The organism is Salinibaculum rarum (assembly GCF_030505615.1).
GTDB classification, from domain to species: domain Archaea; phylum Halobacteriota; class Halobacteria; order Halobacteriales; family Haloarculaceae; genus Salinibaculum; species Salinibaculum rarum.
This window is the reverse complement of record NZ_CP129992.1, coordinates 1,340,973-1,363,925: the sequence shown is the minus strand read 5'-3', so window position 1 is coordinate 1,363,925 and position 22,953 is coordinate 1,340,973. Positions and strand designations below refer to the sequence as shown.

Sequence of the window (22,953 nt, the reverse complement as noted above, 5' to 3'; positions counted from 1 at the left end):
CGCCCTACCCCGATTGCACCGGGTCGACGAACTCGAAATCGACGGTATCGAGCAGGCCACGGTTCGTGAGGCGGAGTTCGGGGATGACCGCCAGCGCGACCAGCGACATCGTCATGAAGGGCGAGTCGAGGTCACAGCCCAGCGCCCGCCAGGCGTCTTCGAGGTCGCTGACCCGCTCGGAGACCTCCGAGAGCGGCCGGTCGCTCATCAGTCCCGCGACTGGTAGTGGCACCGACGCGAGGACGTCATCGTCGACGGCGACCATCCCACCGTCAAGTTCGACGACGCGCTCGGCAGCCCGGACCATCGCATCGTCGTCGGTTCCGACGACGAGCAGGTTGTGACTGTCGTGCGCGACGGTCGAGGCAATCGCGCCCCGCTCGAAGCCAAAGCCGGTGACGAAGCCGCGACCGATAGAGCCGTCTCCGCCGTGGCGCTCGACGACCGCGGCCTTCGAGATGCCGTCAGCGGCCACGACGGCACCGTCCTCGACGGGCAGGGTTGCCGTCTCGCGGGTCGTCCCGACCTCGTTTTCGTGGGCGCGGATGACGGTCACCTCGGCCGTCGCCGCGTCGTCGGGCGCCGGAATCGCGAAGTCCTCACTGGTCGGCGGGTCGATGGCGACGGTCTCGCGTGCCCAGTCCGGATAGGCGTCGTGGACGGCGGCGGTGTGGTCCGTCTCGTCGGGGAGCGTGTCTGCATCGAGCCACTCGCCGTCCGCGGCGACGAGGTCGCCGTCGACCATCACGCGACCCACGTCGACCGTCGAGAGGTCCTCGAGGAAGACCACGTCGGCGATTTTCCCGGGCGAGAGCGCACCGAGGTCGTTGTCGACGCCGTAGTACTCCGCGGCGTTCAGCGTCACCGCCTGTATCGCCGTCACCGGGTCCAGCCCGTTGGCGATGGCGACCCGGAGCACCCGGTCGAGGTGTCCCTTCTCGGTGATGGTGTCCGGGTGCGTGTCGTCGCTGACCAGCAGGAGGTGACGCGTGTCGACGTTCGTCTCCGTGACCGCTCTGATGGTCTCGGGAACGTCCTTCCAGGCCGAGCCCTGCCGGAGCATCGTCCACATCCCCTTCCGGAGGCGGGCGAGTGCCTCCTCCTTGCGGACTGCTTCGTGACAGGAGGTGATACCCGCGGCGACGAACGCATCAAGGGACGCGCCCGTCTCCCGACTGGCGAAGTGGCCCGTCGCCTCCAGTCCCGCCTCGTAGGTCGCCGCGAGTTTCTCGTGGACCTCCTCGTCGCCGGCGACGACGCCGGGGTAGTTCATCATCTCCCCGAGCGCGACGACGTCGTCCCACGCCAGCGCGTCACGGACGTCCTCGCTGTCGATGACCGCGCCGGCATCCTCGAAGCCCGGTGCGGCCGGGACACACGAGGGAATCGTACAGAACGTCTTCAACGGCAGGTCCGCGGCCTCGTCGAGCAGGAGGCGAATCCCGTCCAGACCGAGGACGTTCCCAATTTCGTGTGGGTCCATGAACGCCCCGGTGGTCCCGGTGGGGACGACGCCGCGGCAAAAGCCGGTGGCGGTGACCATACTCGACTCGTAGTGGACGTGCGTGTCCAGAAAGCCCGGCGCGAGAAACTGCCCGTCGGCGTCGATTTCCTCGGTGCCCTCACCGCCACTGACGACGCCGGTGTCGGTCACCCGGGCGATGCGGCCGTCGGCGATGACGAGATCCATCTCGGGCTGAATCTCCCCGGTGTGGACGTTGACGAGCGCGCCGTTCCGGACGATTGTCTCCGGGTCGGCGTCCCCACGCGCGACGGCGACGAGATGCTGTGAGACGTCTGGGAGAGGTCCGTGTGAACCAGCGGAGAGGTACTGTGGCATACGCTGTCAGTACGCGAACAGCGCGAAAAGTGTTGTGAAAGCGCCGCTCTGGGTCAGGCACCCGGAAAACCCAGGCCGGAATTTGAACCACGCGAAGACGGTCGCTCGCTTCGCTCGCGCTGCGTCTTCTCTCGATTCAAATTCCGCTACCGGTTTGCCGACGTCGGCAGTCGCTCGGCGACGGAGCGCTTCGCAGAAGTGACGTCGGCAAAAGCCTAGGCCGGAATTTGAATCCGGGGTCTCGTCCTTACCAAGGACGCGCTTTACCGCTAAGCTACCCAGGCACGCATGAGTCTGTTGCGTCGTACTGTCTTTAGGCGTTTCGATTCACGTCACTGGTCGGCGGAGGTTGTCACACCTGCGCCGCCGGTCGCATCTGTTCCGAGTCGACCGATTGTGTCGGTAACCGTCTCGGGAAAAAACGACTCGGCATCGGGGAATGGACTCCCGTTTGCCATATCTGACGCGAACTCACGGAGACGCGGCGAGACGCCACTGTCTGCCAGCGTCGCACCGGCGACGACCGCCAGTTCGAGGACGTTGGCCTCCAGGTTTCGCGCGAGTGCGGGGTCGCCAGTCTCCCGGCTGACAGTCTGGTCGCGCCCGAACGCACGGACCGTACTGACGGCAGCGTCGGCCGCCTCCGTTCGTGCAAGCAGGTAAAATCCCCTGGCGACGAGTACGTCGGCGGCCAGGACCGCGAGGTCGCCGTCGTCTTTGTTCCCAGAGAGCCACGGCTCGTCGTCTGCAAGTTGTCGTGTCAGTCGCAGTCCGTCGTAGATGAGCTGGACACCTGCTGCACGTTCTGCGACCGGTTCGAGCAACGTCCCATCGTGTCCGTCTGCACTGGCCGCATCGAGTGCACGAACCGTGAGTATCGTCAACGCACCAGGCGCCATTGAGCCCTCGCCGAGCTGTGTCTCGATGCGCTCCCGGAGCGGTTCAGGTTCGACATCACCGACTGCGTCCAGGGCGGCTCGGCGGACCGCCGCGGCTTCCTCCATCAGCCTATTCTAGCGGCGGGGAAGGCAAAGACCTTTGGAAACGACGAGGAACTACGGCCCATGATACGGAGTACAGTCGAGGACGACTACCGCATCGTGACGCTGGACCGGCCCGACCGACGCAACGCACTCACGCGTGACGGTCTCGACGACCTGGCCGAGGCGTTCGAGACCGCCACCGAACCGGTCGTCTACCTCCACGGGACCGGCGACGCGTTCTGTGCCGGTGCCGACCTCGATGTCGTGTCCGACCTCGATGGAGACGAGGCCGCTGCCTTCGCCGAGCGGGGCCAGAAGGTGGCAACAGCTATTGCGGACTACGACGGCGCGGTCGTCGCCGGCATCGACGGCCCAGCACGCGGCGGCGGGGTCGAACTCGCACTCGCCTGTGACGTGCGCGTGGCCACGCCCGCCGCGACGCTCGCGGAAACCGGCGTCGCACTGGGGCTGTTCGGTGCCTGGGGCGGAACGGCCCGTCTCCCCGCAATCGTCGGCGAGGGCAACGCACTGGATCTCTCGCTTTCCGGCCGGACCGTCGACGCCGAGGAGGCACTCGAGATGGGACTGGTCAGTCGCATCGTGGGAGACCCCACTACAGTCGCAGCGGAGATTGCCGCCAACGACCCGGCGGCCATCCGGACGCTCAAGAGTCGCATCCGCGACCGAGCAGACAGCGACACACAGGAACGACGCGAGGCCGACGCGTTCGCAACCCTCGCCGAGTCGTTCGACCCGACGGACCGAAACGGCTGAATGTCTCAGGCGCCTCCCGGTTGACGATGCCGGAGTGTGACTACTGTGGGGACTCGTTCGAGGGCGACCATGCGCATCTCGAACATCTCCGGGCCGAACACGAGGGGGAACTCGGGTCGATAGACAGACGCCGTATCGAGGAGGAACTCGAAACGACCGACAGCGACGGCTTTCCGACCGGGCCGGTCGTCCTCGGAATCGTCCTCGCGGTCGCCATCGCCATCGTCGGATACGTCATCTTCGTTCACGGTGACAGCGGTGGGAGCGGCGCTGTCAACGATATCAGCGTGGCACAGCTGCCCGGCCAGCCAACCGAGAGTGCCCACGACCACGGACTCATCAACGTCACCATCGACGGGCAGGAACTGGACTTCAGCCAGCGTCAATTCCAGCGTCCCCAGGAGTATGCAGCCTTCCACTTCGAGGGCGGCGACGGCCGCGTCTGGCACAAACACGCGCCCGGTGTCACGCTCGAATACGCGATGGCGACGCTGGGCATCGACGTGAGCGAAGACAGCGTCACCTTCGACGGGACGACCTACCGTGACAGCGACGCCGGCACGAACGTCACAGTCACCGTCGACGGCGAGTCGGTCGACCCCGACCGGTACGAACTCTCGGGGGCGAGCGACCAGACCCCACAGCAGGGTGATTTCGTCCGCATCGTCGTGACGACCGAGGGCTGAACAACTAGTACAGCGGTCCCGGCCCTGGCGGGAACTCGCGTTTGTGTGCGCTCCGCTCGGAGAGTTCGACCACCCGCTCGACGAGGTCGACCTCGACGCCGATGTGGTGTGCCGTCGCTGTCGGGGAGAGGGGCCCGTCAACGTGGAGTGCGAGAATCGAATCGAGCGTGTCGTAGTCGACGCCCATCTCCTGTTCGTCGGTCTGGTCTTCCCACAGCTCCGCGCTCGCGGTCTTTTCGGCCAAATCCTCCGGGACGCCGATGTGGCGAGCCAGCTGACGGACCTGCTGTTTGTACAGCGGCGCAATCGGCAGACAGTCGACAGCCCCGTCACCGTACTTCGTAAAGTAGCCCACGAGCGCCTCGCTCCGATTTCCGGTACCCAGTACGAGCGCGTTCCGACCGTTGGCCGCAAAGTAGCTGAGGACCGCTCGAAGGCGCGCACGGAGGTTTCCCACGGCAGTCCGGGCACGCGTCTCGTCGTCGGCGTGCATCGACGCGGGCGTACTCTCCAGGACGGTATCGACCAGCGGACCGATTTCGACGACATCGTACTCGATGCCCAGTAGTTCGCTGGCGACGCGCTCGGCGTCGCTCATGTTCTGGTCGCGGTTGACCTCGCTGGGCAGGACCAGCCCGTAGACGGCGTCTGCACCCAGTGCCTCGACAGCCAGGTGAGCGGTGAGTGTGCTGTCGATGCCACCGGAGAGCGCGATAATCGCCTCATCGACGCCAGCGGCGTCTGTCGACTCCTCGATAAACGCCGTGATGTGGTCGCGATACGCCTCCAGTTCGGCCTGCGAGAGCGAAAGGTCAAGCGGGTCTTCGGCCTGCGCTACGCCAGACATGGACAGCGGTTAGGAGTCCACAATAAAAGATGGTACGTTCCACAGAGCGGAGTGGACACGCGTTTGATTCGTGGAAGCGCTACGTTGAAGTGAACTCACGGCAGAATGGACAACAGGCGCCGGTGTCTCACCGAGCGAAGCGAGGTGAGGCTCGGCGCGAGTGAACGCAGTGAACGAGCGCCGGTGGTCTAGTGGTAGGACATGAGCTTCCCAAGCTCATAGCCCGGGTTCAATTCCCGGCCGGCGCATTTTATCTGCGAACGATTGTGAACAGTGAAACCGCAAGCCGGGAATTGAGCAAGCGAGTCGCAGCCCCGGAACGGCGCGAAGCGCCGCACGCCCGGAACGTCTCGCCCAGTTCAATTCCCGGCCGGCGCACTCCCTTCGGTCGTCCGCCGCCCGACCCTCGCAAACACTTCGTGTTTGCTCAGTCCCGGCCAGCGCACTTTTTCGGCCGGCACAGTACCGACACGAACGAACTACTCCCAGGTTTCGATACAGCCAGCCTGAATGTCCTCAACGCAGCCCTGACAGTCGGGGTGGTCGCTCTCGAAGCAGGCCGGTCGAGCGTCGGCGTCGAGTCGGGCCGCCCGGCGCTCGGCGTAGCGACGACAGACGATTTTGGCCCTGCCTGCATCGTCGGTCGGGAGGTCCGCGAGCGCGCTCTCGCGTGCGCTGTCGAACGTACGCCGGGCCTCCTCGTACTGTCGTCCCGCGTTCCGGAGGGTCGTCTGAAGAAAGCGGGTCAGCCGGTCCCGGTCGGTCATTGCGGGCAGTTCGGCCGGCGAGCACAAAATCCCGTCGGCGGGAGGGTTCTGGCCTGAGCGGCCCCGTCCACGTCGGTCGGTCACCGCCCGACTGCACCACTTTCACCCCGCCTACGGAACTTTTTATATCGGGGGGAACCAAACAGCGTATGTCTCCCACCGAAAACCACGCGGAGACAGTGAACACCAATGACTGAGACAGATTTGCGTACCCACGCAGAGGAGATACACGACCAGTTTTCAGACCGGCTCGACCTCACCGTCGAGGAAGTCGAAGAGCGACTCGGGACACTCGTCGACGAGTACCAGGTACCCGTCAACGAGGCCCGGCGCAGCGTCACCAACACCTACCTCGACGACGCGGGCATGGACCGCGACGACCTGATGGGTGGCGGGGGCAACGACGAAAAGGAGATTCAAGACATCGACACCGCCGAAGAGTGGATAGACATCACCGCGAAGGTCGTCGAACTCTGGGACGCCACCAGCGACGCCGTCGCACAGGTGGGGCTGCTCGGCGACGAGACGGGGACCGTCAAGTTCACCAAGTGGTCCAAATCCGACCTCCCAGAACTCGAAGAAGGGACAGTCTACAGCCTGCGAAACGTCGTCACCGACGAGTACGAGGGGCGCTTCTCGGTGAAGCTCAACCGGACGACGACCATCGAGGCACTCGACGAGGACATCGAAGTCGGCGACGACAGCGTCGAAGTCGAAGGCGCACTCGTCGACATCCAGTCTGGCTCGGGCCTCATCAAGCGCTGCCCCGAAGAGGACTGTACGCGCGTCCTCCAGAACGGCCGCTGTAGCGAACACGGCGAAGTCGAAGGCGAATTCGACCTCCGCATCAAGGGCGTGCTGGACGACGGCGACAGCGTCCACGAGGTCATCTTCGACCAGGAAGCCACGGAGAACCTCACCGGCATCCCCCTCGAAGAGGCAAAGGAGATGGCGATGGACGCACTCGATACATCCGTCGTCGCCGACGAGATGCGCGAGAAGACGCTCGGCCGATACTACCGCGTGACCGGACCGACGCTCGGCCGGTACGTCCTCGCGAACGAGACCGAACAGCTGACCGACGCAGTCGACCCTGAAGCCGCCCTCATCAAAGCGAGGTCGATCTAGATGGCGAGTACACCCACCCGCGAAGTCGCCCGCCGCGTCTTCGCACGCGAGTTCAACGACGCAACGTACACCTTCAAAGAGAGCGACGACGAGCGCGCGCCCGTCTACGTCCTCCTGCCGACCGGACAGCGGGCCAACCGCATCTTCGTCGTCGGCACCCTCACCGAGACCGAGGATGTCGGCGAAGATTCGGAGTACTGGCAGGGAAGAGTAGTCGACCCGAACGGTGACACCTTCTTCACCTACGCCGGCCAGTACCAGCCCGACGCCGCCTCGATGCTTCGGGAACTCGAACCACCGGCGTACGTCGCCGTCGTTGGCAAACCCCGGACCTACGAGACCGACGAGGGCGAAGTGAACGTCTCGGTCCGTCCCGAATCCATCAATGAAGTCGGCGACAGCGAGCGCGACCGCTGGGTCGTCGAAACTGCAGAGCGGACCATCGAGCGGATTCAGGCGTTCGAAGGGGACGACACCGCCGACGAGTACGTCGAAATGGCCCACGAGCAGTACGACCTCCCCGTCGAGAACTACAAGCGGATGGTCGAAGACGCCCTCGAGAGCCTCGAAGGCGAACAGGCCGAAGCCAGCGCAGACTGACCGCTGGGCCGTCCCCGCAATTGACAGCCCCGCCGCCGCCCAGTTTTTTCCGCGCTTGTTCGTTTCGTGTAATCGTCTGACAAACCGTTAAGTGGACGGAGCGACGACTGCACGCTAGCATGGGCAACAAAAATAAAACAATCTCCTTCCGGGTCAGCCAGGAGAAATTCGAGACACTCCGGGACATCGCGGAGGAGCGTGACATCTCGCTGTCTGCCGTCTTCCGGGACTACGTGGACATGCTCGTTGCCCACGACGGCCAGGTCGAAGTCGTCCCAGAACACGAGGTCAGCGAATCCAGCGGCTCCGCCAGCGGCACCGCCGAAACTTTCCCACCGAAAGTCGAGGTGCCAAAGAGTTTCGTCCGCGAACACGAGCGGCTGGAACTGGAAGCCGAGCACCTCCGTGAGCAACTCGAAGAGCACAAACGCTACGTGACGAAGCTCCGGCAGGAACTCGACGAGGCCGACCAAGAGGATGTCGTCCAGCTCGAGGACCTTGACGGCGAAGAAGAGGAGGGCGAACCGTCCTACCGTATCGGCAGTAGCTTCGACGAATCGAACTTCTGACCGCGGCTGTTCCGGGGTCCAGCCGTTTTATCGGACCAGATTCCCGCGGAGCCGCTGGGCCTGTTTTGCCGCGTCGTGGTGACCCTCAACGTCCGCGAGCGTCTCGACTGCTTCGAGCGTCCGGACGCTGTTGTCGAGAAAGGAGAGTACGTCGCCCGGATACGCATAGAGCATGTAATCGTCGCCCATCACGTCGACGATAGCATCGGGGCCGAGTCCCTGCTCGCGCAGTTCCAGCAGGTAGCGGACGAACTTCTCCTCGGCACAGCCACAGTGAGGGTTGGCCTGGCAGTCACAGTCCAGAAAGTCCTCTGCGAAGTCGAGGACGCGGTCCTGTGTGGCGTCGTCGAGTTTGGCCAGCCCCTCACCCTGAAAGAGGATGTCCAGCGTCGCCCCGGAGAAGGCACTCTTCGGGAACGAGGTCTCGATCTGGGAGACGAGTTGCTGGTGGTTCTTGATGTAGATTTTGTCCGTGATGGCCACGCGTACACAGTCGTAGGACGTTCAACGGCAAAAGCCCCTCGAAAGGGTGTGTGAGACTGTGACGGCGCCCATAAGAGTCGTAACGTATTTCAGGTGCCACAGTCCTACATTCAGGTGCGTCTCAGCGTGTCCGGGCTGGGGTAGTGGTATCCTTTGGGCCTGTGGCGCCCAAGAGGCGGGTTCAATTCCCGCGCCTGGACCTATTATATTCCTAACATAATTCGAGACGAGAGACGAATCTCCACAGTTTTACTTTCACCCCGGCAGGCCGACATTCTAGTATCAGTCAGAGAGAGTTGGGAACAATGACAGACTATCGATGTCCAACGTGTGGGTCACAGTTCGATAGCAGACGAGGATTGGGAGTACATCACAGTTCTATCCACGGTGAACGATTGCCAAACCGCGAGTGTACAAACTGCGGAGAACAATTTCACAGTGAGTACGAGCAGAAGTACTGTTCAGACGAGTGTCGAGACGCCGCTGTGACATACGAAGGATCAAACAATCCAAACTACCGTGGTGGAAAAGAGAAGACAGATTGTGAGTTGTGTGGCGCCTCGTTCGAGTATTATCCATCAGAAAAAGAAGGACTGTACTGTTCAGACTGCGTTGAGTCAAAACAGTGGCGTGAACGACCGCCTCTAGAAGGGAACAATAATCCACAGTGGAAAGGAGGGAAACTGAAACTCGAATGTGCAGCCTGTAACGAGATAGTGCGTCGGTATCCAAGTGACGTGACCGGCGAAGTGACTGTCTGCGACCGAGAGTGTCTCAGCGACTGGCTCTCCAAAGCGTTCACCGGCGACGGCCACCCCAACTGGAAGGGCGGCGACACGGGCAACTACGGCCCAGGTTGGAATCGTGTCCGTCGGGAGGCGCTCGAACGAGACGGCCACGAATGCGTAATCTGTGGGGCGACGAAAGTCGACATCGGTCGGAATCCTGACGTCCACCACATCGTGCCGGTGCGGGTGTTCGCCGAGAGCGAGGGGTGTGAGAAGACCGACGCGCACCGCCTGGACAACGTCGTCTCGCTGTGTCTGTCCTGCCATCGGAAGGCCGATTTCGGCCGGCTGTCGAAAGAGCGACTGTGGCGTGAACTCGGCGTCGAATCCGACAACCGTCCAGAACCGCCCGCGCCAGTGGCCCCGGCAGACGGTCGCTGAGACAGGTTCACTCAGGCCGGGACTGCCAGTCGCCGGTCTCGCCCGACTCGGAGGCGGGACTGTCGAACCGGCCGCTCGTTTTGATAATCGAGAGGGCCGTCATGACGTCAGAGCGGGTCAACAGCCCCGCAAACTCCTCGTCAGCGACGACGAGTCGGCCGATGCTGTTTTCCTGCATCTCGGTGAGCGCTTCCATGACGTCCGCGTTCGGAGCGGTCGTGTGAATCTCGGTCGACATCACGTCACCGACGGTGTAGGCGTCCTGTTCGACCTCCCGGACCGCACGCGCGTCCTCCAGCGTGACGATACCGACAATCTCACCGTCTCGTTCGACCGGGTAGCCGGTGTGGCGGTCCGCGAGCATTCGCTCGGTGAGCGCGGCGACGGACGTCTCCTCTTCGACTGTCTGGACGCGGTCGGCCGGCGTCATGATGTCGGCGACGACAACACCCTCGAAAGCCGCACGCACGATGGTCTGCTGGGCCTCGGTAGAGGCACCGATGTAGATAAAGAAGGCAAGCGCAATCAGGAAGGGGTTGAACACGACGAAGACGCCAGCGAGTCCGAGGAGGATAGCGAATCCCTTCCCGACCTCTGCGGCGATTTTCGTCGCCTGTGCGTACGGGCGAGTGCGGACGAGAAGGGCCCGCAGGACGCGTCCACCGTCCATCGGGAATCCGGGGAGCATGTTGAACACCGCCAGCGCGACGTTCATCACGGCCAGGTAGCCGAGGAGGAATCGCGTCGCCTCCAGAGCCAGCGTCTCGGATGGCGGGACGAGAAGAAAGGTGCCATACGAGATGCCGCCCAGCGCGACGCTGACGACGGGGCCGGCGATGGCGACGTACAGTTCCTGTTGCCACTCCTCGGGAAACTCTTCGAGTTGCGCGATACCGCCAAAGAGCCAGAGCGTAATCGAGTCGATAGCGACGCCGTAGCGCATCGCCACCAGCGAGTGGCCCAGTTCGTGGAGGACGATACCCGCAAAGAGGCCGAGCGCGGCGGTCAGTCCGAGAGCCCACGAGACCGGCGACGCCACGAGCGGTTGGGGGTCGATGTCGGCCGCCCAGAACTGGTTGAGCATGTCCGTCCAGGTTTCGACCTGTATCGCGATGACGACGGCAAACAGTGGCAAGACGAGGAGAAAGGTCAGGTCCAGTTTGATTGGGATTCCGAACGCCGAACCGATACGGAATCGTCGCATACCCGAGACTACGGCTGGCGGACTCTTAAAGCGTGGTTCGCCGGAGATGAGCCCCGAGTTTCGCCGACAGTTCTTACTCGCTTGCCACGCAACGACAAGCGATGGCTGACTCCGACTCCGACCAGTCCGAAACAGGACTCGTTCGCCGCCACGACGACATCGAGTACAAACCCGTCAGTGCCGCCGATGGTCTCGCGAAGGGTATCCTCGTCAACGAGAGCCACGGCGCACCGAACGTCGCACTCCGGCGCTTTTCGCTGGCTGCCGGCGGCGACGTGCCCAGACACACGAACGACATCGAACACGAACAGTACGTCCTCAGTGGGGAGTACGTCGTTGGTGTCGACGACGAGGAATACACCGTCAGCGCCGGCGACGCCATCCACATCCCCGCCGGTGTCGTCCACTGGTACCGCAACGAAGGCGACGAAGAGGGGGCGTTCATCTGTGCCGTCCCCACTGGTGAGGACGAAATCCAACTGGTCGAGGACTGACGAGGCCGCTCCGAGCAACTGAAGTACCGCCCACCGCGTATCACTGACTGTGTCACAGCAGGTCGCTCGCGTGGACACGCTCTTTCTCCACGAAGACGGCGAGGACTACCGCGTGGTCGTCCAGCGCGACGGAGAGCGGATGTTCCACGGCCGCCTCGAACTCAAGCAGATAGACGCCGGTCCCCGACCGGCCCGACTCCGGGTCATCGACGGCACCAGCGAGGAACTGCGCAGCCCCGACGAGTTCGTCGAACTCGCCCGCCGTGCCGGGCGTATCCGCATCTCCGAGCAGACCTCCGTCCACGGCCGGAACCGACTGCGCGCGATGCTCGACGCCTACCAACTCGATGCGAAAGTCGTCCGCACCTGCCGGTTCTGCGCCAGAGACGGGCGCTACTCGCCAATCACCGCCGAGACGGCAATCAGCGCAGACCAGGAGGAAATCTGTCCGGACTGCGCTCGCGAGCGACTCGACAAGGAACTCGCCTACCACGGCTCGATTACCGGCGACGCCCGCGCTCGCCTCGAAGAGTTGCTCCTCGAAGTACAGGACCTAGACCGCATCGAAAACCTCCTGAAAGGGGAACTGGACCCCGACCTGACGAAATTCGACGAGATAAGTGCGACCGTCGAGGACGTCGACCCCGTGCCGACGAGCGACCTCAGTCTCCACCCCGGCATCCAGTCGAAACTGGAGTCGCGGTTCGAGACGCTCCTCCCGGTCCAGAGTCTCGCCGTCGCCAACGGCGCGACCGACGGCCAGGACCAGCTCGTCGTGAGCGCAACAGCGACGGGAAAGACCCTCGTCGGCGAGATGGCCGGTCTCGACCGGGCGCTCAACGGCAAGGGGAAGCTCCTCTTTCTGGTCCCGCTCGTCGCGCTGGCAAACCAGAAATACGAGGAGTTCGAGGAACGCTACGGCGACATCGCCGACGTAACGCTTCGCGTCGGAGCGAGTCGCATCAACGACGACGGCAACCGCTTCGACCCCGGTGCCGACATCATTGTTGGTACCTACGAAGGTATCGACCACGCGCTCCGGGTCGGCCGCGACCTCGGCGACATCGGGACGGTCGTCATCGACGAGGTCCACACCCTCGGCGAAGACGAACGCGGTCACCGCCTAGACGGGTTGATTACCCGGCTGAAATACTACTGCCGGCAGTTGAGCACGGGCGACACGCAGTGGATTTACCTCTCGGCGACGGTCGGCAATCCCGAGCGACTCGCCGCCGCACTCGAGGCGACGCTCATCGAGTTCGAGGAGCGGCCGGTCCCCATCGAACGCCACGTCACCTTCGCGGAAAGTCGCGAGAAGCTACAAATCGAGAATAAACTCGTCAGGCGCGCGTTCGACACGAAATCGAGCAAGGGGTATCGCGGCCAGACCATCATCTTCACCAACTCACGGCGGCGCTGTCACGAGATTTCGCGCAAACTGGAGTACTCCTCGGCACCGTACCACGCCGGCTTAGACCACAAGCGGCGCAAGCGCGTCGAGGGGCAGTTCGCAGACCAGGAACTGGCCGCCGTGGTGACGACAGCCGCACTCGCCGCCGGTGTCGACTTCCCCGCCTCGCAAGTCGTCTTCGACTCGCTGGCGATGGGTATCGAGTGGCTCAGCGTCCAGGAGTTCCACCAGATGCTCGGGCGTGCGGGTCGCCCCGACTACCACGACAAGGGGACCGTCTACGTGCTGGTCGAACCGGACGGCGTCTACCACAACTCCCAGGAGATGACCGAGGACGAAGTCGCGTTCAAACTCCTGAAAGGGGAGATGGAGTCGGTGACGACCCGCTACGACGAGGAAAGCGCCGTCGCGGAGACGCTGGCGAATATCACCGTCGCCCGTTCCGGTGCGAAGCGGCTCAACGAGTCGATGGTCGGCGACGTCCCCACGAAACACGCCCTGGGCAAACTGCTCGAGTACGAGTTCATCGACGGACTGGAGCCGACGCCGCTCGGCCGCGCGGTGACACGGCACTTCCTCTCACCGTCCGACGCCTTCGCCATCCTGGATGGCATCCGCAAGGGACAGGACGCCTACGACATCGTCGGCCGAATGGAGTTGCGCGACGACGAGCGCTAAACCGGGCGGAGCGTCGTCATCGCCGACCTTTTTGTCCACCCCCGAGTGCGTCGAGACGTGTCACCCGCAGTCACGCCGGCGATGGCCTTCGTCTTCGTGCTCATCCTCGCGGCGCTGGTCTTTTTCGCCACCGAGCCGGTCCCGGTCGACGTGACTGCAATCGGGATTCTCGTCGTCCTGTTGCTCGCCGATCCGGTCACGGAAGCGCTCGCCGACGGGGGCGTGCTGGCCGAGCCGCTGTACGTGCTCCGCCCGGCCGGGGCCGACCTCTCGGTCGCACTCGATAGCGGCCTCTCGGGCTTTGCCAGCACCGCGACCATCACCGTCCTGGCGATGTTCATCCTCTCGGCGGGCGTCCAGCGAACTGGCATCATCCAGCGGCTCGGCCATCTGGTTTCTCGACTGACAGGTGATAGCGAACTCCGGCAACTGGGCGCGACCATCGGCATCGTCAGCCCGCTGTCCGGGTTCATCAACAACACCGCCGCCGTCGCTATCCTCCTCCCGATGGTCACGGACCTCGCCCATCGGGCGAGAAACTCCCCGTCGAAACTCCTGCTCGCACTCTCCTATGCCTCGATGTTCGGCGGCACGCTGACGCTCATCGGCACCTCGACGAATATCCTCGCCAGCGACCTCTTTGCGACCCTCGAAGGCACCGGGCAGGGATTTTCGATGTTCGAGTTCACGCAACTCGGCGTCGCTCTCACTGTCGTCGGCGCGGCGTATCTGCTGACAGTCGGCCGCTGGCTCACGCCGGCCCGAATCAAGCCCAGAGCAGACCTCACCGACGAGTTCGACATGAGCGAGTATCTCACCGAGGTGGTCGTCCGGGAAGACTCTCCGCTGGTCGGCCAGACCGTCGCTTCGGCACTGGAAGAGTCCGATTTCGATGTCGACCTGTTGCAGTTGATTCGCGGTGACCAGACGTTCATGGAACCCTTTGGCTCGAAGACGGTCCAGGCAGGCGACGTGTTCTCGCTTCGAACGGACCGGGACACGCTGGTCGAGTTACTCGACGTGGACGGACTGGACCCCGTTCCCGGAGCCGAGATTACCGACGAGGAACTTGAGGCACCCCAGGAGTCCAGCAACCTCGTCGAGGTCATCGTCGCCCCCGGGTCGGCGCTCGTGCGCGAATCGCTCGCGAGCACGAACTTCCGGCAACGCTACGACGCGGCGGTACTCGCAATCCGGCGGGGTGACGAGGTCATTCACCGTCGGATGGAGGCCGTCAGACTCCGCGTCGGGGACACACTGCTCGTCCAGGGCCCAGCCGACAGCATCGACCGACTCAACGCGAGCCCGGATTTCATCGTCGCACAGGAGGTCGAACGGCCCGATTTCCGGGAGTCGAAGACCGCCGTCGCCATCGGTATCGTCGCGGCTGTCGTCCTCGCGGCAGCGGCGACCCCGATTCACATCGCCGCCGCCGCCCTCGCGGGCGCGCTCGGGATGGTCGTCACGGGCTGTCTCAAGCCCACCGAAATCTACAACGCCGTCCAGTGGGACGTTATCTTCCTCCTCGCGGGCGTCATCCCGCTCGGTATCGCACTCGAAGAGACCGGCGGTGCGACGTTGCTTGCCGACCTCGTCGTCGGGTCGGCCACCCTGTTGCCCCCGCTGGGCGTCCTCGCGCTCGTCTACGTCGTCACCGCGCTCCTGACGAACGTCATCAGCAACAACGCCAGTGTCGTCTTGATGATTCCGGTCGCCTACGAGACCGCCGTCCAGCTTTCGGCACCCCGGATTTCCTTCGTCCTCGCGGTCACCTTCGCCGCCTCGACTGCCTTTATGACGCCGGTCGGGTACCAGACCAATCTCTTCGTCTACGGGCCCGGCGGCTACCGCTTTACCGACTACCTCCGTGTCGGTGGACCACTCCAGTTGGTGTTTGCCGTCGTCACGACGCTGGGCATCGCCGTCATCTGGGGCGTCTAAACCAATTTTCCACCTGATGGTGGGTAGTCGCTAGAATCGCCTGTCGAGTTCCCGCTTTGTCTCCGCGATGACCGTCTTTTCGGCCCGGCGCATCGACCGCAGAGCCTCGTCGGTGTACTCCACTTCGACCGTCGGCAATCCACCGCCGAGCAGGGAACCGAGTCCACCGAGGATGTCGCCCGGGTCGAACTGCGTCTGCATCCGAAAGGCGTCTCGGTGGTCGCGAAGCGGCGTCGTGAACGCAAAGTGGTCTTCGACGAGGGCCGTCGCCTGCTCGCGGTCGAACACCGTCGCTGCCGCGTCCCAGAAGTCCGTTTCCTCCGCGTCGACGACCGGTGTCACGGCGTCTCCGAGCCCCTGCTGTCGGGCGAGGAGTCTGTCGTGCATCGTTGCCCGTTGCTCGGCCCCAATGTCCTCGCGCAACGCCGTCGCGTAGGAATCGACCGCCAGCAGGTCATCACGGTAGGCCTCGATTTCAGCGTCGCTCTCGGCGTAGTCCAACACGATGTCGAACTGCGTGAGAATCTGGTCGCGGTAATCGTCCAGTTCCGGCTGGACGACCCGTCGCCACAGCGTCTCCGAGTCCTGTAACAACTGGTCGACGACTTTCCCTCCAGGCCCACGGACACCCTGGCGGAGCGCCCGCGGGACGCTGAACTGCTGGGCGGTCACCTCGATGGCGTCCTCGACGAACTGCTCGAATCCCGTGCGTGCGGCCTCGCGTGTCACAGCCGTGTGTTAGGCTGGCCAGTATTGTAAGTGTGGGTGGAATTACCAAGAGCCGGTGGCAACCGATTCCACCAGACTCGTCGCCCTCGAAGGCAAGCTTTCGCGAAAACGGGGTCACGTATCAGCGAACTCGACGCCAGTAATCTCGAACCGTGCGCCTCCGTCCGCACTTTCGGTGACTCGAATCTCCCAGTCGTGTGTCTCGGCGACCTGTCTGACGATGTTCAACCCGAGTCCGGTCCCCTCGTCCGAGGTGGAGTATCTGGTGTCGAAGACGTCCCCGCGGTCGTCTGCCGGGATGCCGACGCCGTCGTCCTCGATGTAGAAGCCGTCGGGCAGGTCGCCGACGGTGATTGTTACGTCCTCCCCGCCGTGTTCGACGGCGTTGCGAACCAGGTTCTCGACCAGCTGGGAGAGCTGACTCTCGTCTGCCCGAATCTGACACTCACCGTCGGCGACGAGCGTCGCATTTCTCGTGTCGATAGTCTGCCAGCACTGCTCGACAAACTCCGTGAGAGCGAGAGTCGTCACCTCAGTCGCAGACTCACCCTCCTGGGCGAGCGCGAGGAGGTCGACAATCAGCTCGTTCATCCGCTCGTGGGCCCGCTCTATCGCGTCGAGGTGGTCGCTGGTACACTCCTCGCTGGCCAGTTCCAGATGCCCTTCGGCGACGTTCAAGGGATTTCGCAGGTCGTGGGAGACGATAGTGGCAAACTCCTCGAGTCGCTCGTTTTTCGCCTCGAGGCGTTGCTCGCGCTGGCGCAGGAGTTTCTCGCGTTCGACTCGGTCGAGTGAGACGGTCAGCGACGACGCGAGAATTTCGACCAGCGCCTTGTCGGTGCTGTCGAAGGCCTCTGGCTCTGTGGCCGAGACGATGAAGACACCGTGGTCGTCCAGCGGGTGGACGATAGCACACCTGGCGGGCGTGGCCGTCGCCAGTTGCTGTGTGGTCCCGATGTCGTCGAGATACTGGACCTCCCCCGACTCGAAGGTCTCCCAGACGACCACCGACGGTGGGTCGTCGGTCGCGTCGCGGTCGTACGCCGGGGCACTCTCGAGAGAGTCACGGACCGTATCGACAAAGGCGGCGGGTTCGAGAACGCTGTCGTCCCCGTCGAGCAGATGCACGCCGCTCAACTGTGCGCCGAGTACGTCGTGTGCGGTTTCGACACCGATTTCGGCCGTCTCGGTGGCCGTTTTCGTCTCCATCAACTGCTGTGTCCGGCGCTGGATTGCCCGGAGTTTCTGTTCTCGCTCCGTTCGCTCGGTCACGTCTCTGCTGATGACGATAAATCGGTCTTCGCCATCGAGGGCCAGCCGACGAATGTGGACCTCAGCGGGGAACGTCGTTCCGTCGCGGCGCTGATAGACGCCCTCCAGGCGCTCGCGGTCCCCCTGGTCCATCTCCGCCCAGTAGGTGCGTGCCGTCTCGGGGTCGAGCGACTGGTCGATGTCCCAGACTTTCATCTCGGTCAACTCAGCCTCGTCGTAGCCGGTCTTGTCGACGAACTCGGGGTTCGGGTCGATGATGTTGCCGTCCATATCGTGGACGTTTATCATGTCCGGCGACTGTTCGAAGAGCGCCTCCAGCCGGGACGTGGTCTGCTGGAGTCTCCGTTCCCGGTCCGTTCGGTTCGTGACGTCCTGATAGACCCACAGGTGTCCCTTCCCGCCGGGGAGTTCGATCGGTTCGTAACTCCGGATGAACGTTCGGCCATCCTGGAGGACCAGCTCTTCGTCGTGGACACGGGAGCGACTCGCCACGATGTCGTTGATACGCGCGACAAAGTCGTCCGAGTCGGCAAACAGTTCGCTGGCCTCCGCGGCCAGACGCTCACAGTCCGTCCCGACGAGGTCCTCGGGCGTCCCCGAGAACTCGAAGAGGTCGAACAGCCGCTCGTTTACTGACAGGACGTTGCGCGAACTATCCTCTGCGAGCACGCCGACGGGGAGCGTCTCGAACAGCGTCGAAAGCAGTGTTCTGGTCTGCCTGTGCTCCCGTTCGAGGGCTTTTTGCTCGGAGACGTCTCTGACGGTACAGACCAGTTCACCGTGGTCGGTCTGGGTGAGCACGTGGTCTTCGACGAACGTGCTCCCGTCAGCACGGAGGCCGGTCGTCGTCCCGTGCCAGTACCCCGATTCCTCGACGGTCGGCAGGATGTCGTCGTAGATGCGCGGGATGTCCTCCTCCCGGTAGAGTGTCTCCCAGTGGGTGCCGACCATCTCCTCGGGGTCGTAGCCATAGAGTGTCGCGTACGCCTCGTTGACGAAGACGAACTCGCCGTCGTCATCGAGGATACTGATTCCCTCCTGGGCGCTTTCGATGGCGTTGAGCTGCCGGCGGCGTTCGCGCTGCGTGCGGTACGCCTCGACGGCGTTGGTGATGCGATTTGCCAGCACCGTGTACTGGTCGGTCCCGGACCCTTTCTGCAGATAGTCGGTGACGCCCGACGAGATGGCGTCGCTGGCGACCTCTTCTGACCCCTTGCCAGTGTAGAGGATAAACGGGAGGTCAGGGTACTCCTCGCGGACGGCTTCGAGAAACTCGATGCCGTTCTCGCCCGGCATGTCGTAGTCGGAGACGATACAGTCGATGTGACAATCTGACAGGACTTCGTGGCCGCCGTCTGCACTGGTCGCAGTCCGGACCGAGATTCGGTCGTCCTCGCGTTCGAGAAACGTCGCGGCTACGTCGGTAATAGCCGAGTCGTCGTCGACGTGGAGCACCCGTATCGTATCCTCGATAGTACTCATGGCTGCATACTCGTTACGTGAACGTTACAGTGCAAGTACATAAGACATGTCCCGCATCCAGAGCCGCTGCGTCGAGCCTACATGCCGTGGTGAGTGCCAGTCGTACTGAATCTCAGTTTGCAGGAGTCGGTCCCGGGAGAGAGCGGTCCAAGTCTGGACTTGACCGTCAGCCCAGTCCCAGTCGACTCACGCCTGCATAGACGACGAGCGCAACGAGTGGGACCGCCCCCATCCGGAGCAACGCTGCATTGGGAGAGAACGTCCCGAAGGCTGCGACGACAAAGACAATCACCGCAGCAAGCGCGACGACCCAGTCTCGGCCAGCGTGAGCGCCTGCATAGACAGCCAGTCCAGCGAGCAGTGCAAATCCCAGCGGCAACCAGAACGCGTCGTAATAGAGTCCAACAAGGTATGGGCCAGCGAGGCCAGTCAGCCCGGTCAGCGCGACTGCCTGCTGGCGGTCGGAGCGAGCAAGCCCAGTAATTCCAACAGCTGTCAACACGAAGCCAAACGACCAGAGTGCAAACGACAGGACGCGGAGGTACACCGCGGCCAACGCTGCCCCGAAGCTACCACCTCCCGAAATTGTCAGTCGATAGAGTGTCTCGTTGCGAACAACCAGATACTCTCCGTGGCCGAGTCTCGCCGGGGTGTCCCCTGGAGGTTGGAATTCGGCCGGGGCCTCCCCAGAGACGGTTACCTCTTGTTGGTGAGAGGCGAGTGCGGTCGTGACGACCTCTCTGGCGCTGTCTGAGAGCTCTTCAGAGGCGAGCAGATATTGCACCCCTGGAGAGACGGTCGTCGATATATTCCTGATGGTCACCGTCTCGTTGCGTGTGTCAGGCTGTGGTGTCGTTGTGATACTCTGTAGTGTACCGTCGTAGTTGAGAACAAACTCAGCCTGTTCCAACAGCCCATACCCAGTCGTCGTTGCTGTGACCGGTTTCGGAGTCCCCGGTTTGTCACCTACTACCTGCTGGACGCTCCTGAACGCTGGCGGGAGTTGCGCCCGTGGAACTGTCGTCGTGCCATTGCACTGTGTTCGATTGAAAACTGTCAGTAGCGTCTCCTGTTCGGTGGGTGAAAAAGATCCGAACTCGTAGACAGAGCGCTCTTCCTCGATGGCGACCTGATAATCGTCACTGGCTGGGTCAACGAGTGTGGCACCAATCCCGGTCCCGAGAAGCACCAAGCCGACTGCGAGGAGGACAACAGACTGCCATCGCTGGACCATGGTTGTCCCTCCCCCGCCCACCGGAAAGTGCCTTGTGTGGAGTTTGCTGGATGTGCGATTGGCACGCCTAGTGGGCGGTGGCCCATCCCCCTTCGAGCAACTGCTCGATACAGTGCGTGTATCCAGGATTTACGCCTCCGTGCGGATTGTATCGACCGTTCAGTAAGTCTGTTCAACTGGCAGACTTAAGCGCATACTGTACCTACCCTGATATTTAATAGGATATCACCGCAAGCAATCCTATGGTTCCCGACACTGACAGCGGCTGTCCGAAGTGCGGTCACACGGAGACGGATGTTGGCGAGATCTCGACGACCGGCGGTGGCCTGTCGAAAATGTTCGATATCCAGACCAACTCGTTCAAAGTCGTCTCATGCCTGAACTGTGGCTACTCTGAACTGTACCGGGACACGACGAGTGGGACAAGCGATATTGTGGATATCTTCCTCGGGTAATGGAATCGTTCGTCCTCGTGTTCGTCCTGGTCGTCGGCCTTGCAAGCCCACTCGTGCTGTATATGCTCGTTCGAGGTGAACACGACAAGCGCGAGCGGATGGATAGAGACACCGCCGAACAGGCCGCCCGGCGTGATACGCGCGATCGAAAATAGGGCTGACGCCATCCTGAACACCCCTTTGCTGGCAGGATGATGGTCGGCAGACAACGAGAGTCGTTAGCGGTTGACTCGCCGGGGTTTCGTCACGCTCGATGAAACAATCGGTTCAAAACGGACTCGCCGGGACTGAGCAAACCCGAAGGGTTTGCGAAGGTCGGTGAGGGAACGACTGAACGAAGTGAAGGAGTGGACTCGCCGGGACTGAGCAAACCCGAAGGGTTTGCGAAGGTCGGTGAGGGAACGACTGAACGAAGTGAAGGAGTGGACTCGCCGGGATTTGAACCCGGGGCCTCTTCCTTGCGAAGGAAGCGATCTGCCACTGATCTACGAGCCCGCAAAGTGGGGCGAGTGCCCCTGCGCGCGGTACGATGACCGAGCGTGAACGCGAGTCGCCCTAATCTTCGAGGACGATTTCGATGCTGACGTCGTTGGGCACCTGAATGCGCATCAGCTGGCGCAGCGCCCGTTCGTCGGCGTCGATGTCGATGAGGCGCTTGTGGACGCGCATCTCCCAGTGCTCCCACGTCGCAGTCCCCTCACCGTCGGGGGACTTGCGGGTTGGGACTTCGAGCGTTTTGGTCGGCAGCATGACCGGCCCCGACAGCTTGACACCGGTCTTGTCCGCGATGTCACGCACGTCGTCGCAGATGTTGTCCAGGTCGTCGGGGCTGGTACCTGCCAGCCGGACGCGTGCCTGTTGCATCGGTTATCGCTCGTTGACCGAGAGCACCTTGCCAGCTGCGATGGTCTGACCCATGTCGCGGATGGCGAAGGAGCCCAGTTCTGGAATCTCACTGGACGGCTCGAGGCTGAGCGGTTTCTGCGGGCGCACGGTGACGACCGCAGCGTCGCCGGACTGGATGAAGTCCGGGTTCTCCTCGGCGACCTCGCCCGAGGACGGGTCGATCTTCTTGTCGATGGACTCGACGGTACACGCAACCTGTGCGGTGTGTGCGTGGAAGACCGGCGTGTAGCCAGCCGTGATGACACTCGGGTGCTGCATGACGACGACCTGTGCCTGGAACGTCTCGGCGACGCTCGGCGGGTCGTCGGCCGGGCCACAGACGTCACCGCGGCGGATGTCGTCCTTGCCGATGCCACGGACGTTGAATCCGACGTTGTCACCGGGCTGGGCCTCGGGCACCTCTTCGTGGTGCATCTCGATGGTCTTGACCTCGCCACCGACGTCCGACGGCTGGAAGCTGACGTTGTCGCCGGTGTTCAGGATACCCGTCTCGACACGTCCGACCGGGACGGTCCCGATACCCGAAATCGTGTAGACGTCCTGAATCGGGAGGCGCAGCGGTGCGTCCGTCGGCGGCTCTGCCTCGGGCAGGTTGTTGAGTGCCTCGAGCAGGATTTCGCCGTCGTACCAGCCGGTGTTCTCGCTCTCTTCGGCGACGTTGTCGCCTTCGAACGCGGAAACCGGGATGTACTTGACGGAGTCGGTGTCGAAGCGGACCTGGTTGAGCAGGTCGCCGACTTCGTTTTTGGTCTCCTCGTAGCGACCTTCCTCGTAGTCGACGAGGTCCATCTTGTTGACCGCGATGATCATCTCGTCGATGCCCAGCGTACGGGCCAGGAAGACGTGTTCCTGGGTCTGTGGCTGGACACCGTCGTCAGCTGCGACGACGAGCACGGCGTTGTCGGCCTGGCTCGCGCCGGTAATCATGTTCTTGACGAAGTCGCGGTGGCCCGGACAGTCGACGATAGTGAAGTAGTACTCGTCGGTGTCGAACTCCTGGTGGGCGATGTCGATGGTGACACCACGCTCTCGCTCTTCGGCGAGGTTGTCCATCACGTAGGCGAACTCGAAGCCGCCCTTGCCCTTCTCTTCTGCTTCTTCTTTGTGCTGCTCGATGACGTGCTCCGGTACGTTACCTGTCTCGTACAGAAGTCGTCCGACGAGCGTACTCTTCCCGTGGTCGACGTGGCCGATGACGGCCAAGTTCTGGTGCGGTTTGTCCTCACTCATGTTATCTCACGCGCAGAGGCGCTATGTGGCAGTCTTTACGCGGTGGTTCATAAAACCATTTCGAAAGTCCG

General features: G+C 63.0%; 22 protein-coding genes and 4 tRNA genes. 13 read left to right on the top strand and 13 right to left on the bottom strand.

Features of this window, described 5'->3' with window-relative positions:
* Nucleotides 1-4 precede the first annotated feature (4 nt).
* The 3 genes from ade to QYL91_RS07360 all read right to left on the bottom strand — a co-directional run bounded on the left by ade (nucleotide 5) and on the right by QYL91_RS07360 (nucleotide 2,844).
* Entirely contained in the window at nucleotides 5-1,840 is a 1,836-nt protein-coding gene (gene ade / locus QYL91_RS07370) for an adenine deaminase (RefSeq protein WP_302082728.1), read from the bottom strand.
* Between the two features lie 212 nt (nucleotides 1,841-2,052).
* A tRNA-Thr gene (locus QYL91_RS07365) sits at nucleotides 2,053-2,124 on the bottom strand.
* A 48-nt stretch (nucleotides 2,125-2,172) separates the two neighbouring features.
* A complete protein-coding gene (locus tag QYL91_RS07360; protein WP_302082727.1) occupies nucleotides 2,173-2,844 on the bottom strand; it encodes a DUF7114 family protein in 672 nt (223 codons plus the stop codon).
* A 60-nt stretch (nucleotides 2,845-2,904) separates the two neighbouring features.
* Here QYL91_RS07360 and QYL91_RS07355 point away from each other — a divergent pair, with 60 nt between their 5' ends.
* Nucleotides 2,905-3,597, top strand: coding sequence for an enoyl-CoA hydratase/isomerase family protein (locus QYL91_RS07355; RefSeq protein ID WP_302082726.1), 693 nt, complete (start codon nucleotides 2,905-2,907; stop codon nucleotides 3,595-3,597).
* Between the two features lie 26 nt (nucleotides 3,598-3,623).
* The gene (locus QYL91_RS07350; protein WP_302082725.1) at nucleotides 3,624-4,283 is read left to right on the top strand and encodes a co-chaperone DjlA; all 660 of its coding nucleotides are present in this window, start codon (nucleotides 3,624-3,626) and stop codon (nucleotides 4,281-4,283) included.
* Nucleotides 4,284-4,287: 4 nt separating this feature from the next.
* Here QYL91_RS07350 and QYL91_RS07345 read toward each other — a convergent pair whose 3' ends face one another.
* Nucleotides 4,288-5,130, bottom strand: a complete 843-nt coding sequence (locus tag QYL91_RS07345) for an NAD+ synthase (protein ID WP_302082724.1) — start codon at nucleotides 5,128-5,130, stop codon at nucleotides 4,288-4,290.
* Nucleotides 5,131-5,307: 177 nt separating this feature from the next.
* On the opposite strand from QYL91_RS07345, the gene QYL91_RS07340 reads away from it, so the two are divergent.
* Nucleotides 5,308-5,378, top strand: a tRNA-Gly gene (locus tag QYL91_RS07340).
* 231 nt (nucleotides 5,379-5,609) lie between these two features.
* Here QYL91_RS07340 and QYL91_RS07335 read toward each other — a convergent pair.
* Nucleotides 5,610-5,897 carry a DUF7091 family protein gene (locus tag QYL91_RS07335; protein WP_302082723.1) on the bottom strand — a complete coding sequence of 96 codons (288 nt, stop codon included), beginning with the start codon at nucleotides 5,895-5,897 and terminating at the stop codon, nucleotides 5,610-5,612.
* 189 nt (nucleotides 5,898-6,086) lie between these two features.
* Between QYL91_RS07335 and QYL91_RS07330 the strand changes: the two genes are divergently transcribed.
* From QYL91_RS07330 to QYL91_RS07320, 3 genes are all read left to right on the top strand, one after another.
* Complete coding sequence (locus tag QYL91_RS07330) at nucleotides 6,087-7,025, top strand: replication factor A (RefSeq protein WP_302082722.1); 939 nt, start codon at nucleotides 6,087-6,089, stop codon at nucleotides 7,023-7,025.
* Nucleotides 7,026-7,625, top strand: coding sequence for an RPA family protein (locus QYL91_RS07325; protein WP_302082721.1), 600 nt, complete (start codon nucleotides 7,026-7,028; stop codon nucleotides 7,623-7,625).
* Nucleotides 7,626-7,744: 119 nt separating this feature from the next.
* Complete coding sequence (locus QYL91_RS07320) at nucleotides 7,745-8,194, top strand: DUF8146 domain-containing protein (protein ID WP_302082720.1); 450 nt, start codon at nucleotides 7,745-7,747, stop codon at nucleotides 8,192-8,194.
* A gap of 27 nt (nucleotides 8,195-8,221) precedes the next feature.
* Here the strand turns inward: QYL91_RS07320 and QYL91_RS07315 are convergent, their stop codons facing one another.
* Complete coding sequence (locus QYL91_RS07315) at nucleotides 8,222-8,677, bottom strand: DUF5814 domain-containing protein (protein ID WP_302082719.1); 456 nt, start codon at nucleotides 8,675-8,677, stop codon at nucleotides 8,222-8,224.
* 129 nt (nucleotides 8,678-8,806) lie between these two features.
* Between QYL91_RS07315 and QYL91_RS07310 the strand changes: the two genes are divergently transcribed.
* Both QYL91_RS07310 and QYL91_RS18180 read left to right on the top strand, forming a co-directional pair.
* Nucleotides 8,807-8,877: transfer RNA gene (locus QYL91_RS07310), tRNA-His, on the top strand.
* A gap of 516 nt (nucleotides 8,878-9,393) precedes the next feature.
* A complete protein-coding gene (locus tag QYL91_RS18180; RefSeq protein WP_369685618.1) occupies nucleotides 9,394-9,846 on the top strand; it encodes an HNH endonuclease in 453 nt (150 codons plus the stop codon).
* Nucleotides 9,847-9,853: 7 nt separating this feature from the next.
* On the opposite strand, the gene QYL91_RS07300 is transcribed toward QYL91_RS18180, so the two are convergent.
* Complete coding sequence (locus tag QYL91_RS07300) at nucleotides 9,854-11,050, bottom strand: site-2 protease family protein (protein ID WP_302082717.1); 1,197 nt, start codon at nucleotides 11,048-11,050, stop codon at nucleotides 9,854-9,856.
* Between the two features lie 101 nt (nucleotides 11,051-11,151).
* Here QYL91_RS07300 and QYL91_RS07295 point away from each other — a divergent pair, with 101 nt between their 5' ends.
* The 3 genes from QYL91_RS07295 to QYL91_RS07285 all read left to right on the top strand — a co-directional run bounded on the left by QYL91_RS07295 (nucleotide 11,152) and on the right by QYL91_RS07285 (nucleotide 15,574).
* Nucleotides 11,152-11,544: a cupin domain-containing protein gene (locus tag QYL91_RS07295; RefSeq protein ID WP_302082716.1), complete on the top strand. Its 393-nt coding sequence runs from the start codon at nucleotides 11,152-11,154 to the stop codon at nucleotides 11,542-11,544.
* A 49-nt stretch (nucleotides 11,545-11,593) separates the two neighbouring features.
* Entirely contained in the window at nucleotides 11,594-13,633 is a 2,040-nt protein-coding gene (locus QYL91_RS07290) for a DEAD/DEAH box helicase (RefSeq protein WP_302082715.1), read from the top strand.
* Nucleotides 13,634-13,714: 81 nt separating this feature from the next.
* On the top strand, nucleotides 13,715-15,574 hold the full coding sequence (locus QYL91_RS07285; protein WP_302082843.1) for an SLC13 family permease: 1,860 nt from the start codon (nucleotides 13,715-13,717) through the stop codon (nucleotides 15,572-15,574).
* Between the two features lie 30 nt (nucleotides 15,575-15,604).
* On the opposite strand, the gene QYL91_RS07280 is transcribed toward QYL91_RS07285, so the two are convergent.
* The 3 genes from QYL91_RS07280 to QYL91_RS07270 all read right to left on the bottom strand — a co-directional run bounded on the left by QYL91_RS07280 (nucleotide 15,605) and on the right by QYL91_RS07270 (nucleotide 20,291).
* Nucleotides 15,605-16,303 (bottom strand): hypothetical protein, encoded by a 699-nt coding sequence (locus QYL91_RS07280; RefSeq protein ID WP_302082714.1) that lies wholly within the window; start codon nucleotides 16,301-16,303, stop codon nucleotides 15,605-15,607.
* A gap of 114 nt (nucleotides 16,304-16,417) precedes the next feature.
* Entirely contained in the window at nucleotides 16,418-19,057 is a 2,640-nt protein-coding gene (locus QYL91_RS07275) for a PAS domain S-box protein (protein ID WP_302082713.1), read from the bottom strand.
* A 166-nt stretch (nucleotides 19,058-19,223) separates the two neighbouring features.
* Nucleotides 19,224-20,291: a hypothetical protein gene (locus QYL91_RS07270; RefSeq protein ID WP_302082712.1), complete on the bottom strand. Its 1,068-nt coding sequence runs from the start codon at nucleotides 20,289-20,291 to the stop codon at nucleotides 19,224-19,226.
* Nucleotides 20,292-20,533: 242 nt separating this feature from the next.
* Between QYL91_RS07270 and QYL91_RS07265 the strand changes: the two genes are divergently transcribed.
* Together QYL91_RS07265 and QYL91_RS07260 are read left to right on the top strand one after the other, a co-directional pair.
* Nucleotides 20,534-20,746, top strand: coding sequence for a zinc ribbon domain-containing protein (locus QYL91_RS07265; protein WP_302082711.1), 213 nt, complete (start codon nucleotides 20,534-20,536; stop codon nucleotides 20,744-20,746).
* Nucleotides 20,746-20,901, top strand: a complete 156-nt coding sequence (locus tag QYL91_RS07260; protein ID WP_302082710.1) for a DUF8143 family protein — start codon at nucleotides 20,746-20,748, stop codon at nucleotides 20,899-20,901. The genes QYL91_RS07265 and QYL91_RS07260 overlap by 1 nt, the downstream gene beginning before the upstream one ends.
* Nucleotides 20,902-21,169: 268 nt before the next feature.
* On the opposite strand, the gene QYL91_RS07255 is transcribed toward QYL91_RS07260, so the two are convergent.
* The 3 genes from QYL91_RS07255 to tuf form a co-directional block, all read right to left on the bottom strand.
* Nucleotides 21,170-21,241, bottom strand: a tRNA-Ala gene (locus tag QYL91_RS07255).
* A gap of 60 nt (nucleotides 21,242-21,301) precedes the next feature.
* A complete protein-coding gene (gene rpsJ, locus QYL91_RS07250) occupies nucleotides 21,302-21,610 on the bottom strand; it encodes a 30S ribosomal protein S10 (RefSeq protein WP_302082709.1) in 309 nt (102 codons plus the stop codon).
* Nucleotides 21,611-21,613: 3 nt separating this feature from the next.
* Nucleotides 21,614-22,882 carry a translation elongation factor EF-1 subunit alpha gene (gene tuf / locus QYL91_RS07245; protein ID WP_302082708.1) on the bottom strand — a complete coding sequence of 423 codons (1,269 nt, stop codon included), beginning with the start codon at nucleotides 22,880-22,882 and terminating at the stop codon, nucleotides 21,614-21,616.
* Nucleotides 22,883-22,953 lie beyond the last annotated feature (71 nt).